Annotated in this window: 15 protein-coding genes; 6 read left to right on the top strand and 9 right to left on the bottom strand. The window is 64.2% G+C overall.

Annotation, left to right across the window (positions count from 1 at the left end; all coding sequences use genetic code 11):
• Positions 1–30 precede the first annotated feature (30 nt).
• The 4 genes from AADV58_RS08070 to AADV58_RS08085 all read right to left on the bottom strand — a co-directional run bounded on the left by AADV58_RS08070 (position 31) and on the right by AADV58_RS08085 (position 3,201).
• Positions 31–225: a hypothetical protein gene (locus tag AADV58_RS08070; RefSeq protein ID WP_028995875.1), complete on the bottom strand. Its 195-nt coding sequence runs from the start codon at positions 223–225 to the stop codon at positions 31–33.
• Positions 226–344: 119 nt separating this feature from the next.
• Positions 345–692 carry a GlpM family protein gene (locus tag AADV58_RS08075; protein WP_028995874.1) on the bottom strand — a complete coding sequence of 116 codons (348 nt, stop codon included), beginning with the start codon at positions 690–692 and terminating at the stop codon, positions 345–347.
• Positions 689–2,029 (bottom strand): adenosylmethionine--8-amino-7-oxononanoate transaminase, encoded by a 1,341-nt coding sequence (bioA, locus tag AADV58_RS08080; RefSeq protein ID WP_028995873.1) that lies wholly within the window; start codon positions 2,027–2,029, stop codon positions 689–691. The genes AADV58_RS08075 and bioA overlap by 4 nt, the downstream gene beginning before the upstream one ends.
• Entirely contained in the window at positions 2,029–3,201 is a 1,173-nt protein-coding gene (locus AADV58_RS08085; protein WP_341744509.1) for a DUF2863 family protein, read from the bottom strand. Before AADV58_RS08085 ends, bioA begins: the two co-directional genes overlap by 1 nt.
• A gap of 90 nt (positions 3,202–3,291) precedes the next feature.
• On the opposite strand from AADV58_RS08085, the gene yaaA reads away from it, so the two are divergent.
• Positions 3,292–4,065, top strand: coding sequence for a peroxide stress protein YaaA (yaaA, locus tag AADV58_RS08090; protein WP_028995871.1), 774 nt, complete (start codon positions 3,292–3,294; stop codon positions 4,063–4,065).
• Positions 4,066–4,110: 45 nt separating this feature from the next.
• Here yaaA and trxC read toward each other — a convergent pair whose 3' ends face one another.
• From trxC to AADV58_RS08110, 4 genes are all read right to left on the bottom strand, one after another.
• The gene (trxC, locus tag AADV58_RS08095) at positions 4,111–4,545 is read right to left on the bottom strand and encodes a thioredoxin TrxC (RefSeq protein ID WP_341744510.1); all 435 of its coding nucleotides are present in this window, start codon (positions 4,543–4,545) and stop codon (positions 4,111–4,113) included.
• A gap of 70 nt (positions 4,546–4,615) precedes the next feature.
• Entirely contained in the window at positions 4,616–5,101 is a 486-nt protein-coding gene (locus AADV58_RS08100; protein WP_341744511.1) for an acyl-CoA thioesterase, read from the bottom strand.
• 72 nt (positions 5,102–5,173) lie between these two features.
• Positions 5,174–5,668 (bottom strand): Dps family protein, encoded by a 495-nt coding sequence (locus tag AADV58_RS08105; RefSeq protein ID WP_341744512.1) that lies wholly within the window; start codon positions 5,666–5,668, stop codon positions 5,174–5,176.
• A 157-nt stretch (positions 5,669–5,825) separates the two neighbouring features.
• Complete coding sequence (locus AADV58_RS08110) at positions 5,826–6,263, bottom strand: putative toxin-antitoxin system toxin component, PIN family (RefSeq protein WP_298397516.1); 438 nt, start codon at positions 6,261–6,263, stop codon at positions 5,826–5,828.
• A 51-nt stretch (positions 6,264–6,314) separates the two neighbouring features.
• Between AADV58_RS08110 and AADV58_RS08115 the strand changes: the two genes are divergently transcribed.
• The 4 genes from AADV58_RS08115 to AADV58_RS08130 all read left to right on the top strand — a co-directional run bounded on the left by AADV58_RS08115 (position 6,315) and on the right by AADV58_RS08130 (position 9,170).
• The gene (locus AADV58_RS08115) at positions 6,315–7,274 is read left to right on the top strand and encodes a tRNA dihydrouridine synthase (RefSeq protein ID WP_298397519.1); all 960 of its coding nucleotides are present in this window, start codon (positions 6,315–6,317) and stop codon (positions 7,272–7,274) included.
• Positions 7,271–7,936, top strand: coding sequence for an SAM-dependent methyltransferase (gene trmB / locus AADV58_RS08120; RefSeq protein WP_341744513.1), 666 nt, complete (start codon positions 7,271–7,273; stop codon positions 7,934–7,936). Before AADV58_RS08115 ends, trmB begins: the two co-directional genes overlap by 4 nt.
• The gene (locus tag AADV58_RS08125) at positions 7,933–8,247 is read left to right on the top strand and encodes a YkgJ family cysteine cluster protein (RefSeq protein WP_298397525.1); all 315 of its coding nucleotides are present in this window, start codon (positions 7,933–7,935) and stop codon (positions 8,245–8,247) included. The genes trmB and AADV58_RS08125 overlap by 4 nt, the downstream gene beginning before the upstream one ends.
• An 80-nt stretch (positions 8,248–8,327) precedes the next feature.
• Positions 8,328–9,170, top strand: a complete 843-nt coding sequence (locus tag AADV58_RS08130; RefSeq protein ID WP_341744514.1) for an HDOD domain-containing protein — start codon at positions 8,328–8,330, stop codon at positions 9,168–9,170.
• A gap of 17 nt (positions 9,171–9,187) precedes the next feature.
• Here the strand turns inward: AADV58_RS08130 and tal are convergent, their stop codons facing one another.
• On the bottom strand, positions 9,188–10,225 hold the full coding sequence (tal, locus tag AADV58_RS08135; protein ID WP_341744515.1) for a transaldolase: 1,038 nt from the start codon (positions 10,223–10,225) through the stop codon (positions 9,188–9,190).
• 332 nt (positions 10,226–10,557) lie between these two features.
• On the opposite strand from tal, the gene acnB reads away from it, so the two are divergent.
• Positions 10,558–13,146, top strand: coding sequence for a bifunctional aconitate hydratase 2/2-methylisocitrate dehydratase (gene acnB, locus AADV58_RS08140; RefSeq protein WP_341744516.1), 2,589 nt, complete (start codon positions 10,558–10,560; stop codon positions 13,144–13,146).
• Positions 13,147–13,267 lie beyond the last annotated feature (121 nt).

Here is a 13,267-nt window from a genome sequence, read left to right on the forward strand (position 1 = left end):
TTTAACGGAAGCCGGCCCGGCCGGTGTGATCTAGGCTGGCTGCAAAGGCAGCAGGTTGCGCTGGGAAACGATGAAGCGCTTGCGGATGCCGCCGGCGATTTCGCCTTCGACTTCCCACATCGCCAGACCCTTGACGATGGCCACCTGTTCGATGGCGATGACGACTGCACCAATCTTGGTGCACAGATAACGGGTACCACGTTGAATCGTTGCCTTGACTTTCATGGGCGTCTCCTCTTGTCACGTAGTGGAGTGCCTATCCTAACCAAGCATCGCTTCGATTGCACCCTGAAAACCGGACATAACGTTTCGGTTTTTCCGAAGGCGCTGTTGCCGTGGCGGTCTCAGGGGGTCGGCTGGAAATGCGTCCAGGCGAACAGCAAAATGCCGGCCGCGATCAGCCAGCCGAGGGTGGCCAGGAGCAGCGTCGGCCACAGCGTCAGCCGGGTGCTCAGCCAGAACACCGCGAGCAGGTAGATGGCGTAGGGAATCAGCGACCACAGGCCGAACAGCGCCGTCGTGCGCAGGTCGGCCATGCCGCGTTCCTGGGCGACGATGGCGTGGGCGATCAGGGCGAAGGTCGGAAACAGCGGCACCAGGCCGGCGATGTAGAAACTCTTCGAGCGCGACAGCAGGGCGATGATCAACACCGCCAGCGCGCCGAGCAGGGATTTGAGGAATAGACCGATCATCGCAGTGCGCGCTCCAGTGCGCCGTCGATGGCGCGGCCAAGTAGGGCGATCTCGTCGTCGCCGACGATGTAGGGCGGCATCAGGTAAACCGTATTGCCGATCGGTCGCAGCAGCGCGCCATGGTCGAGCGCGGCGCGGTAGAAGCGGCGCGAGAAACTGGGGTCGTCGCTGACGACGTCGAAGGCGGCGATCATGCCGCGCTGACGCAGGTGCTTGACTTGTGCATGGCCGGCCAGCGGCGCCAGCATGGCGCCGATTTTCCGCGATCGGTCGCGATTGGCGGCGAGCACGTCGTCCTCGGCGAAGATGTCGAGCGTCGCCAGTGCCGCCCGGCAGGCGAGCGGGTTGCCGGTGTAGGAGTGCGAGTGCAGGAAGGCGCGGGCGACCGAGTCGTCGAGGAAGGCGGCGTAGAGGGTGTCGCTGCTGAGGACCACCGAGAGCGGCAGGTAGCCGCCGGAAATACCCTTGGACAGGCACATCAGGTCGGGGCGGATGTCCGCTTGCTCGTGGGCGAAGAAAGTACCGGTGCGGCCACAGCCGACGGCAATCTCGTCGCAGATCAGATGGACTTCGTACTGGTCGCACAGTTGGCGGGCCAGGCGCAGGTATTCCGGGTCGTACATCGCCATGCCGGCGGCGCCCTGGACCAGCGGTTCGACGATCAGCGCGGCGGTGCGCTCGCCGTTCTTTTCCAGCCAGTCGGCCAGGCCAGCAGCAGCGCGGCGGGCGACGTCGGCCGGCGTTTCGCCGGCTTCGGCCAGACGGAAATCGGGCGTGGGCAGCACATGCGCGGCGTGGCGCACCAGCGGCGCGTAGGCGTCCTTGAAAATGGCGACGTCGGTGACCGCCAGCGCGCCGACCGTCTCGCCGTGGTAGCTGCCGGTCAAACAGAGGAATTCCGCCTTCTCCGGACGGCCGACGTTGCGCCAGTAATGGAAGCTCATCTTCAGCGCGATTTCGGTCGCCGAAGCGCCATCGGAGGCGTAGAAGGCGTGGCCGAGCGCGCCGCCGGTCAGCGCCGACAGGCGCTCGGACAACTCGACCACGGGCTGATGCGTGAAGCCAGCCAGCATCACGTGCTCAAGGGATTCCAGTTGCTCGCGCAGTGCCGCGTTGATGCGCGGCTCGGCGTGGCCGAACAGGTTGGTCCACCACGAACTGATGCCGTCGAGGTAACGCCGGCCGTCGAAGTCGATCAGCCAGGCGCCTTCGCCACGGGCGATCGGCAGCAGCGGCAGATGCGCCGGCGACGCCGTGTCGGCATGGTGGCGCATCTGCGTGCACGGATGCCAGACGGCAGCCTGACTGCGCGCCAGCCAGTCGGCGTTACGGCTCATCAGTGCAGATGCTGCGAGGTGGCGGCCGGTTGTTCCGGCATTTCGGCGTGGACCAATTCGCCGTCGATGTTGGGGAACATCGGCGCGCCGCAGTCGTCGCAGAACTCCATCGGGAAGTGGTGATCGAGGAAGCGGACTTCCTTGACCCCGGTTTCGCGCAGCGCAGCCTCGATTTCGCCGGCGATGTCGGCGTTCTCGTCGTCTCCGCCGAGCAGCGGCCAGACGATGCCGTGATACACCGCCTCGCCGTCCTTGGGGCCGAGGCCGACGCGGTATTCCTCGAGCCGGCGGTCGTAGCAAGGGCCGATGACGGCGCGGATGGCATCGGGCATCAGGCCGAGCGTGGTCTGCAGGAAGGCGATCGAGGCCTTGGCCGAGTATGGGCGCGAGGCGCGGTCGGCGTTGCGGCAGGCGGCGTGATAGGCGTCCGGCAGCAGCGGCTGCCAGGCGCAGCCGGTGAGCAGCGGTTCCAGGCTGGGGCTGCCCTGCTTGATCCATTCCTTGAGCGAATCTTCCTTGCCGCCGTCCTTCTCGTTCCAGCGGAACAGGGCGTTGCCGCGTGGCACGGCAATGGCGCCGATCAGGTAGCGGACATCCGACAGGAAGCGGTTGGTTTCCGGCAGCTGGCTGCCGTCGACGGCAAGATGCTTGCCGGCCAGCGCGGCTTCGCCGAGTTCGCGGGTCAGCTGCCAGGTGTCGCAGAAGCTGCGCGGCAACTGGTCCGGGCTGAACAGGAAGTCGGCCAGCGCCACCTTGGCCTGGCCGCCGAAGACGTGTGCGCCGAGTTGCACGGCGAGCGCCTGCAGCGAGCTCTTCGGCAACTGGCAGGCGGCGATCGAGAAGCGCGACCAGGCCAGCACCGGCGCGGCGAACAGCATGACTTCCCAGTGCTGGCCGTCAACGTCCAGGCGATGGGTTTCGGCGCGCGATTCGACCATGTCGGCGAGTTCGTCGTGGGCGCGCGGGTTGGCCTCGAACAGCCGGTCGAGCGCGATGTTGATGTCGTCTTCGCCGCCGTTCTTGAGCAGGCTGTCCACGGCTTCGGCGAGTTGCGCTTCCCAGTAGGCATCTTCCAGCTTGCCGCCGGACTCGGAAAGGCCGTTGGCCAGGCGTTGCAGTTCTGCCGCGTCGCGCGAAAGGCGGTCGCGCGAACCGAAGCGGGTACGTTTCATCGGTGTTCCAAAAAAAGCAAAAGAGGAATTTTAACAGCCGGTAAAATCGGGCGTCGTGTTAAACCGCAAAACTGCCGACAGGTTCCCGTCATGCTGATCTTCCTTTCCCCCGCCAAATCGCTCGATTACAAGACCCCGCCGCATGTTTCGAGCTTTTCGCAGCCGGCTTTCCTGGATCGCTCGCAGACGCTGATCGACCAGTTGCGCGCGCTGTCGCCGGCCGACATCGCCAACTTGATGGACCTCTCCGATCCACTGGCGCTGCTCAATTTCAACCGCTACGCCGAGTGGTCGCAACCGTTTACGCCGGACAACGCCAAGCAGGCCGTGCTCGCCTTCGACGGCGACGTCTACGATGGCCTGTCGGCGAAGACCCTGTCCGCCGCCGACCTCGACTTCGCCCAGCAGCAGGTGCGCATCCTTTCCGGGCTTTACGGCATCCTCAAGCCGCTCGACCTGATGCAGCCCTACCGCCTGGAAATGGGCACGAAATTCGCTAACCGCGGCGGCAAGGATCTCTACGCCTTCTGGGGCGAAACCCTGCTCGACGCGATCAACGCCGAACTCGATGCAATGCCGCGACCGGTGGTGGTCAATCTCGCGTCCGAGGAATATTTCAAGGCGGCGGTCGGGCGCAAGCTCAAGGGAACGCTGATCCAGCCGGTGTTCGAGGACTGGAAGAACGGCAAGTACAAGATCATCAGCTTCTTCGCCAAGAAGGCGCGCGGTCTGATGACGCGCTACGCCGTGGTCAACCGGCTGACCGCGCCGGAAGGCCTGAAGGATTTCGACAGCGAAGGTTACGCCTTCGCGCCGGAAGCCTCCGACGACAAGACCTGGGTGTTCCGCCGCCGGCAGGAGTGAGGCGGCGCGAAGTTTTCCCTTTGCCCGGGCCGCCGAAGCAGTGACTTACAGCTTGCTGCGGACCCAGCGCACGATGTCGGCCGCGCCCATGGCGCCGGCTTGGCGGGCGATTTCGCGGCCGTCTTTGAATAGCGCCAGCGTCGGGATGCTGCGGATGCCGTGACGGCTGGCGAGCATCTGTTCGGCTTCGGTATCCACCTTGGCCAGACGGAGCAACGGCTCCAGGTCGGCGGCTGCCTGCTCGAATTGCGGCGCCATCATGCGGCAGGGCGCACACCAGGGCGCCCAGAAATCGACCAGGACCGGGATGTCGTTGCGGGCGATCATTTTCTCGAAGCTGGCATCGGTCAAGGTCACCGGGTGCCCGGTGAACAAGGCTTGTCCGCATTTGCCGCACACCGGGTGTTCCCGTAGTCGCGCCTGCGGCACGCGATTCACGGCGGTGCAATGTGGACAGACGATGTGCAGGTTTTCTTCCATGACCGTTTTCTCTTGATCGACTCGATACCGGCTAGATGGCGACGTTCGGGGAAAAATCAATGGGCCGTCTTCAGGCTGCCTTGGGCGTCAGCGCCTGCATTCGTCCTTCGAATTCCTTGCGCAGTTCGCGGCGCACCTGGGCTGCCTGGTAGCGGCGGACTTCTTCGGGGGTGCTTGGTGTCAGCGGCGGGATCGGGGTCGGCTTGCCGTCGGCGTCGACGGCGACCATGGTGAAGAAGCAGGAATTGGCGTGGCGGATGACCTTGGCTCGGATGTCTTCGGTCAGTACCTTGATGCCGATTTCCATCGAGGTGTTGCCGGTGTAATTGACCGAGGCCAGGAAGGTCACCAGTTCACCGACGTGGATGGCCTGGCGGAACATGACCTGGTCGACCGACAGGGTCACCACGTATTCGCTGGCGTAGCGGGCGGCGCAGGCGTAGGCAACCTGGTCGAGCAGCTTGAGGATGGTGCCGCCGTGGACGTTGCCGGAGAAGTTGGCCATGTCCGGCGTCATCAGGACGGTCATCGCGAGTTGGTGCTGGGGAAGGTGCATGGCAGGGTATCGAGATCAGAAAAAAAAGGGCAGGATCGCAATCCTGCCCCGTGTGCGTTGCCAGGCTGAGCCTCAGTCTTCGAGCAGGCTGCGCAGCATCCAGGCGGTCTTTTCATGGACTTCCAGGCGCTGGGTGAGCAGGTCGGCGGTCGGCTGGTCGTCCGCTGCGGCGACCACCGGGAACAGCTTGCGCGCGGTGCGGGCGGTGGCTTCCTGAGCAGCAACCAGGTGGCGGATCATGTCGTCGGCGCTCGGTACGCCCTCGACTTCCTTGATCGAGGCGAGCTTGACGAATTCCTTGTAGGTGCCCGGAGCCGGGAAGCCCAGCGCACGGATGCGCTCGGCGATCATGTCGAGGGCGTTCCACTGCTCGGTATATTGACCCATGAACATGTTGTGCAGGCTGTTGAACTGCGGGCCTTTGACGTTCCAGTGGAAGTTGTGGGTCATCAGGTACAGCGTGTAGCTGTCGGCCAGCAGGGCGGACAGGCCGGCGACGGTCTTCTTGCGGTCGGCTTCGGCAATGCCGATATCGATGTTCGGGGTCTTGGTTTTCTTGGCGCTCATGACGGTTCTCCTGAAATAAGTCAGCGGGTTGACTATGGCCGGCGGCGGCACTGGCAAAACTCGGCGGGCCGTTTCCGGATGAATCCTGCGGTGGCAAGGGTTTTACGTCTTTGCCTAATATAGCGCATATCCCGCCGGCCTAGCCAATGGAAGCGCGCTATTGGGGAGATTGTCCCTGCGTATCGATCAACAACGACGCCTCTTTCGGCTTGACAATACGAAACGCCAGCTTGGTACGCCCGCGCAATTTGAGCAGCGCCTTGTCCTTGCTGACCAGCAGGTCGGCGCCGCTGCGTTCGGCCAGTTCGAGGAACTTCTGGTCGTCGCGGTCCTTGCACCGGGGCAGGGGGGCGGCTTCGCCGGCGGGAACGACGGTGATCAGGGCGCTGTAGCGGGCGTAGCGCTCGGCGATCATGTCCGGCGTCAGCTTCAGTTGCGGGTAGGTCAGGACGCGCTGCAGTTCGTCGAGCGTGCGCTCGTCGACCAGGCATTCGATGCGCCCGGCTTCCAGCGCGGCCATGATCGGGACGGCATCCACGTTGGCCCAGTGGAAGAGGTCGAGGACGACGTTGGTGTCGAGGACGATGCGTAACATGGGGCGGGATTATAATGCGCGCCTTTTCAAGCATTTGCCGAAAGTTTCCCGATGTCCCGAATTCTCCTCGCCCCGCTGGAGGGCCTCGCCGATCCGCTGTTGCGGAACGTGCTGACGGCGGTCGGCGGTTACGACTGGGGGATTTGCGAATTCGTCCGGGTGTCGAACAACGTGCTGCCGGCGAAGACTTTCCTGCGCACCTGTCCGGAATTGCTCAATGGCAGCCGAACCGAGTCGGGGACGCCGATGCGCGTACAGTTGCTCGGTTCCGATCCGGAGTTGATGGCGGCCAATGCGCGTCGCCTGGTAACGCTGGACCCGGCCGGCGTCGATATCAACTTCGGCTGTCCGGCGCCGACCGTGTTCCGTCATCGCGGCGGTTCGGCGTTGCTCGGCGAGCCGGAATTGCTGCAGCGCATCGTCGCCGCAGTGCGCGCCGAGGTGCCGGCGCACATTCCATTCACCGCCAAGATGCGTTTGGGCATCGACGATACGAATCTGGCCGTGGCTTGCGCACAGGCGCTGCAGGCCGGCGGCATCGACGAACTGATCGTGCATGCGCGGACCCGGGTCGATGGTTACCGGCCGCCGGCGCGCTGGGAATGGATCGCGCGTATCCGTGAAGCCATCGCCATTCCGATCATCGCCAACGGCGAGGTGTGGACGGTCGACGACTACCATGCCTGCCGGGCGGCAACGGCCTGTGCCGACATCATGCTCGGCCGCGGTGCGGTGGCCGACCCGCTGCTGGCGCAACGCATCCGCGGCCACGAGCTGGGTGGCTGGCCGGCGGTGGTGCCGTGCATCGCTGCCTACTGGCAGGGCGTGCGCCGCAAGGTCCTGCCCGAACATGCGGGCGGCCGGCTCAAGCAATGGCTGGCGCTGGTCCGCCGCAACTACCCGGAAGCCGGCCTGTTGCACGACCGGTTGCGGCCGGTCAAGGCAGCCGAGGAAATCGATGCGCTGCTGCTCGCCGAAGGCATCCTGTGCGAAAGGCCGCTGATCGCATGAGCGGGAACTCGCGCTTCATCAGCAGCGCCCAGGACGGGCCGCACCCGGATCTGCCCGATCTGCTGCGCCGGCACCTGGCGCACCCTTTCCGCAAGCCGCTGGCCGATTACAACCGCGAAGCCTTTGCCGCGGCGCTGGCGGCGCGCGATGCCTGGAATCCGCAGGCGCCGCTGATCGTCGATGCCGGTTGCGGCGTCGGCTGGAGCACGCTGCGCATCGCTGCCGAGTTTCCCGACCATTTCGTTTTCGGCGTCGATCAATCGATCGACCGCATCAATCGTGGCAAGCCTTTGCCGTTGCCGGCCAATGCGGTGCTGGTGCGAGCCGATCTGGTCGATTTCTGGCGTCTGCTGGCGGCCGAAGGCATCCGGCTGGCGCGGCACTACAACCTCTATCCCAACCCATGGCCGAAGATCGGCCATCTGGCGCGGCGCTGGCACGGGCACGCGGTTTTTCCGGTGTGGCGCGAACTGGGCGGCACGGTCGAATGTCGCAGCAACTGGGCCATCTACATCGAGGAAATGGCCCAGGCGCTGAGTCTGTTGAGCGGCCAGACGGTCGTTGCCGAGCCTTATGCGACCGACGACCCGATGACGCCGTTCGAAAAGAAGTATCTCGCTTCCGGGCATGGTCTGTGGCGTTGCCGGGTGGATCTGGGATGAGCAGCATCTGCCAGTCCTGCGGTGCCTGCTGCGCCAGTTTTCGCGTCGATTTCCACCCGGCCGAGCTGGCCGGCGGCGCCTTCGCCTGGGGGCAGGGCGTGCCGGCGGCGATGACGGTGCCGGTGACGCCGGCCATCGTGCGCATGTGCGGCACCGATGACGCCGCGCCGCGCTGCGTGGCGCTGGCCGGGGAAATCGGAGGGCAGGTCAGGTGTACGATCTACGACGAAAGACCGTCGCCGTGTCGTGAATTCGACGTCGAGCACGATGCTTGTCTACAGGCTCGCAGACGGCATGGATTGGTACTTTGATACCGCTCTATTACTTTCGTTATATTTATCGAAACGCAACAAGCAGCTAATCTCCACGGCAATCCCCGGAGATGCGCTAAATGAAATCCGTCCCAGAAGAACAACAACTGCAGTCCATGCTCAGCGGCGTGGACATTCCGCCTTGCCCGTCGATCCTGGTCGAACTTGACCGGGAACTGAAGAAGGATGAGCCGGATCATCGCGAACTGGTGCGCCTGATGTCCAGCGACGTCGCCCTCTCGGGGCACGTCATGCAGATTGCCAATTCACCGGCATTCTCGACTGGCCACAAGTTGTCGTCGATCAACCAGGCGATCAACGTTCTGGGAACGCGGCAGGTATTCAACCTGGTGGTCTCGCAACTGCTCAAGGTCGCCTTGGCGGGCAAGGATTCGGCCAGTCTCGAACGTTTCTGGGAAAGTTCGGCGCTGACCGCGCGTCTGTCCGGCGAGATTGCCCGCCGCCTGCGCTGCATTCGGCCGGATGTGGCCTACACCTTCGGCTTGTTCCACGATTGCGGCATTCCGCTGCTGATGCGGCGTTTCCCCGAGACGCGCTCGGTACTCGGCGAGGCCAACGACGCCGAGGACATGATGTTTACCGAGGTCGAGGACAAGTACCTGGGGACGAACCATGCGGTGGTCGGCTACTTCCTGGCGCGCCGCTGGCGACTGCCCGACGAGGTGGCCGAAGCCATCCTGCGCCACCACGACTACAGCGTCCTGCAGCGGCGCAGCGAATTTTCATCCGTTGTCCTGGCGCAGATCGCCATCAATGTGCTCGCCGAACACATCATCCGCCTGCATGCCGGTGGCGTCGATCACGAGTGGGCCAAGGCCGCGCCGCTGGTCTGCGATTTCTTCGGCCTGTCGCTCGGCGGTGTCGACGACCTGATCGAGGATTTGCGCGACTGGCTCGGTTGAGCCAGCCGCACTGACGATCAGCGGACCAGGTCGAGCAGTTTGGCGAAGGCTTCGTCGAACTGCTTGAGGCCGGCCGTCTGCAGTTCTTCCCCGATCACGTCGAGATCGTGACCCAGCGCGGCGATTGCCGCCAGTTGATGGGCCGTGCCCTCGCTGTCGTCAGCCAGCGTGGCGAGCGCTTCGCCATGGTCGCGGAAGGCCGCCAGCGTGGCATCGGGAACGGTATTCACGGTGCCGGCGCCGATTAGTTGCTCCACGTAAAGCACGTCGCGGTAATTGGGGTTCTTGCTCGAGGTTGAGGCCCACAGCAGCATCTGCTGGCGGGCCTGGCCGGGCAGGGCCGGCAGGTCCTGCCAGTCGGCGTAAGCCTGGCGGGCCATGGCAATCGCTGTCCGGCCTTGCAGTTCGGCCGGCAGTTTCGGATCGATCAGGCTGTCCAGTCGGCTGATGAAAACGCTGGCGACCGAGGCGATGCGGTCCACCGGCAGACCGGCGGCGAAACGCTGCTCGATGCCGGCGCGATAGGCCTGCTGCACGTCGGCGAGTTGCCCCGGCGAAAAGATCAGCGTGACATTGACGTTGATGCCGTCGGCGATGGCGGCGGTGATCGCGCCCAGGCCGGCCGGCGTTGCCGGGATCTTGATCATCGCGTTCGGGCGGCCGATCTCCGCCCACAGGCGCCGGGCGGCAGCCAGGGTGCCGGCGGTGTCGGCGGCCAGGGTCGGCGACACCTCGAAGCTGACGAAACCGGCGTTGCCGCCGCTTTGCTCGTAGAGGGGCAGGAACAGGTCGCAGGCACCCTGGACGTCGGGGAGTGCCAGGGCTTCGAAGCGCAGTTCAGCCTCCAGCGGGCTGCTTTTCAGCTTGCCCAGGGCTTCGGCGTAAGCCGCATCGGTACGGATCGCTTTGTAGAAGATGGCCGGGTTCGAGGTAACGCCGGCAATCGCATCGTCGGCGATCCAGCGGGCGAGTTCGCCGGATTCGAGCAGTTGGCGGGACAGGTTGTCGAGCCAGACTTGCTGGCCGAGGCGGGAGATGGCGGCAATGCGGGACATGTCGTTGGGTCGCTGGGCAAAAGGGGCAAGTCTATCAGCCTGTGTGCATAAAGGACATTTATCCCCGTTTGGGTCGGACAAGCCTGTGGATAAGCTCTGGATGCCTGCTGCAATCCATTGAGCGACAAGGGCTTTGTGGTCGCTGCCTGAAAAATGGGCAATCGCCATCCGGTTCAAGCGTCGAAGATATGGCGCACAGGTGAACTAACATATAAAATATATAAGACCTGCGGGTGCCGGCCAGGGGCATTGCCATGCGAACCATCCAGCCGCCGCCGTTGTCGTAAAATATTCGTTTCCCCTAGAGCAACCCTTTACGAAAGGAAGTCGCCGTGCTTGAAGCCTATCGCGCCCACGTAGCAGAGCGTGCAGCCCTCGGTATCCCGCCGCTGCCCCTGTCCAAGCAACAGACCACCGAACTGGTGGCCCTGCTGAAGAACCCGCCGGCCGGCGAAGAAGCCGCCCTGGTCGAACTGATCACCTACCGCGTGCCGGCTGGCGTCGATGATGCCGCCAAGGTCAAGGCTGAGTTCCTGGCCAAGGTGGCCAAGGGCGAAGAAGCCTGTGCGCTGATTTCCCGCGAGAAGGCTGCCGAACTGCTCGGCACGATGCTCGGCGGCTACAACGTCAAGCCGCTGATCGACCTGCTCGCCTGCCCGACCTGCGGCGCCGTCGCCGCCGAAGGCCTGAAGAAGACCCTGCTGGTGTTCGACTTCTTCCACGATGTCGCCGAACTGGCCAAGGCCGGCAACGCCAACGCCAAGGCCGTCATGCAATCCTGGGCCGATGGCGAGTGGTTCACCTCGCGCCCGGCTGTGCCGGCTTCGCAGAAGCTGACCGTGTTCAAGGTCACCGGCGAAACCAATACCGACGACCTGTCGCCGGCGCCGGATGCCTGGTCGCGTCCTGACATCCCGCTGCATGCGCTGGCCATGCTGAAGAACCCGCGTCCGGGTATCGAAGCCGACGAGCCGGGCTCGCGCGGCCCGATCAAGCAACTCGAAGCTTTGGCCAAAAAGGGCAACCTGATCGCCTACGTTGGTGACGTGGTCGGTACCGGTTCTTCCCGCAAGTCCGCTACCAACTCCGTGCTGTGGTTTACCGGCGAAGACATCCCGTTCGTCCCGAACAAGCGTTTCGGCGGCGTCTGCCTGGGTTCCAAGATCGCCCCGATCTTCTTCAACACGATGGAAGATGCCGGCGCCCTGCCGATCGAAATCGACGCCGGCCAGATGGACATGGGCGACGAGATCGAACTGAAGGTCGACCAGGCCACCGGCAAGGTCACCGCCACCAAGAATGGTGCCGTGATTGCCGAATCCCAGCTCAAGACCCTCGTCATCCTCGACGAAGTCCGCGCTGGCGGCCGCATTCCGCTGATCATCGGTCGTGGCCTGACCACCAAGGCCCGTGAATTCCTCGGCCTGCCGCAATCGACGCTGTTCCGCCTGCCGCAGAACCCGGCCGACAACGGCAAGGGCTACTCGCTGGCCCAGAAGATGGTCGGCAAGGCTTGCGGCGTGACCGGTATCCTGCCGGGCACCTACTGCGAGCCGAAGATGACCACCGTCGGTTCGCAAGACACCACCGGCCCGATGACCCGTGACGAACTGAAGGACCTGGCCTGCCTCGGCTTCTCCGCCGACCTCGTCATGCAGTCCTTCTGCCACACCGCCGCCTATCCGAAGCTGGTCGACGTCAAGATGCACCGCGAACTGCCGTCCTTCATCAGCACCCGTGGCGGCGTCTCGTTGCGTCCGGGCGACGGCGTCATCCACTCCTGGCTGAACCGCCTGCTGCTGCCGGATACCGTCGGTACCGGCGGTGACTCGCACACCCGCTTCCCGATCGGCATTTCCTTCCCGGCCGGTTCCGGTCTGGTCGCCTTTGCCGCCGCCACCGGCGTCATGCCGCTGGACATGCCGGAATCGGTGCTGGTCCGCTTCAAGGGCAAGATGCAGGACGGCATCACCCTGCGCGACCTGGTCAATGCCATCCCGTACTACGCGATCAAGGCTGGCCTGCTGACCGTCGAGAAGAAAGGCAAGAAGAACGTCTTCTCCGGTCGCATCCTGGAAATTGAAGGACTGCCGGACCTCAAGGTCGAGCAAGCCTTCGAACTCTCCGACGCCGCCGCCGAGCGTTCCGCCGCTGCTTGCGCGATCGCCCTGAACAAGGAACCGATCGTCGAGTACATGCGTTCGAACATCACGCTGATGAAGTGGATGATCGCCGAAGGCTACCAGGACGCCCGCACCCTGAAGCGCCGCATCGCCGCGATGGAAGAGTGGATCGCCAACGGCACGCTGCTCCAGGCTGACGCCAACGCGCAGTACGCCGCAGTCATCGAAATCGACCTGGCCGAAGTCACCGAGCCGATCCTGGCCTGCCCGAACGACCCGGACGACGTCAAGCTGCTGTCCGAAGTCGCTGGCGACAAGATCGACGAAGTCTTCATCGGCTCGTGCATGACCAACATCGGTCACTTCCGCGCTGCCGGCAAGGTCCTCGAAGGCAAGGCCGACATCCCGACCCGCCTGTGGATCGCTCCGCCGACCAAGATGGACGCGCTGATCCTGACCGAAGAAGGCTACTATGGCGTCCTCGGCAAGTCCGGCGCCCGCATGGAAATGCCGGGCTGCTCTCTGTGCATGGGCAACCAGGCGCAGATCCGCAAGGGTTCGACGGCGATCTCCACCTCTACCCGCAACTTCCCGAACCGCCTGGGCATCGACACCCGCGTCTACCTCGGCTCCGCCGAACTGGCCGCGATGTGCGCCCTGGCCGGCCGGATCGTCACGGTGCCGGAGTACATGGAGCAGATCAAGCTGGTGAACGCCAAGGCCGCCGAAGTCTATCGCTACATGAACTTCGACCAGATTCCGGAGTTTGTGGAGCAGGCGGCTACGGTCGAGATGTAAGTTCGTGTGCCGGATTGGTTCCGGCATTCGGGCTGATTGAAATTCAGGCCCCGTCCAGCCGTATCAACGGTGAGGCGGGGTTTGTTTTTTAAAGGGAAACTTCTGTTCCGGCTGGAAGATT

It is taken from the genome of Azonexus hydrophilus, from assembly GCF_038368255.1.
Lineage (GTDB): Bacteria > Pseudomonadota > Gammaproteobacteria > Burkholderiales > Rhodocyclaceae > Azonexus > Azonexus hydrophilus.

Bases quoted from the DNA above. Each gene is read 5' to 3' on its own strand.
- AADV58_RS08110 (WP_298397516.1), bottom strand. From the start codon at position 6,263: ATGTTACGCATCGTCCTCGACACCAACGTCGTCCTCGACCTCTTCCAC.
- AADV58_RS08075 (WP_028995874.1), bottom strand. From the start codon at position 692: ATGATCGGTCTATTCCTCAAATCCCTGCTCGGCGCGCTGGCGGTGTTG.
- AADV58_RS08130 (WP_341744514.1), top strand. From the start codon at position 8,328: ATGAAATCCGTCCCAGAAGAACAACAACTGCAGTCCATGCTCAGCGGC.
- bioA (WP_028995873.1), bottom strand. From the start codon at position 2,029: ATGAGCCGTAACGCCGACTGGCTGGCGCGCAGTCAGGCTGCCGTCTGG.
- AADV58_RS08070 (WP_028995875.1), bottom strand. From the start codon at position 225: ATGAAAGTCAAGGCAACGATTCAACGTGGTACCCGTTATCTGTGCACC.
- yaaA (WP_028995871.1), top strand. From the start codon at position 3,292: ATGCTGATCTTCCTTTCCCCCGCCAAATCGCTCGATTACAAGACCCCG.
- trxC (WP_341744510.1), bottom strand. From the start codon at position 4,545: ATGGAAGAAAACCTGCACATCGTCTGTCCACATTGCACCGCCGTGAAT.
- AADV58_RS08115 (WP_298397519.1), top strand. From the start codon at position 6,315: ATGTCCCGAATTCTCCTCGCCCCGCTGGAGGGCCTCGCCGATCCGCTG.
- trmB (WP_341744513.1), top strand. From the start codon at position 7,271: ATGAGCGGGAACTCGCGCTTCATCAGCAGCGCCCAGGACGGGCCGCAC.
- tal (WP_341744515.1), bottom strand. From the start codon at position 10,225: ATGTCCCGCATTGCCGCCATCTCCCGCCTCGGCCAGCAAGTCTGGCTC.
- AADV58_RS08085 (WP_341744509.1), bottom strand. From the start codon at position 3,201: ATGAAACGTACCCGCTTCGGTTCGCGCGACCGCCTTTCGCGCGACGCG.
- AADV58_RS08125 (WP_298397525.1), top strand. From the start codon at position 7,933: ATGAGCAGCATCTGCCAGTCCTGCGGTGCCTGCTGCGCCAGTTTTCGC.
- AADV58_RS08100 (WP_341744511.1), bottom strand. From the start codon at position 5,101: ATGCACCTTCCCCAGCACCAACTCGCGATGACCGTCCTGATGACGCCG.
- AADV58_RS08105 (WP_341744512.1), bottom strand. From the start codon at position 5,668: ATGAGCGCCAAGAAAACCAAGACCCCGAACATCGATATCGGCATTGCC.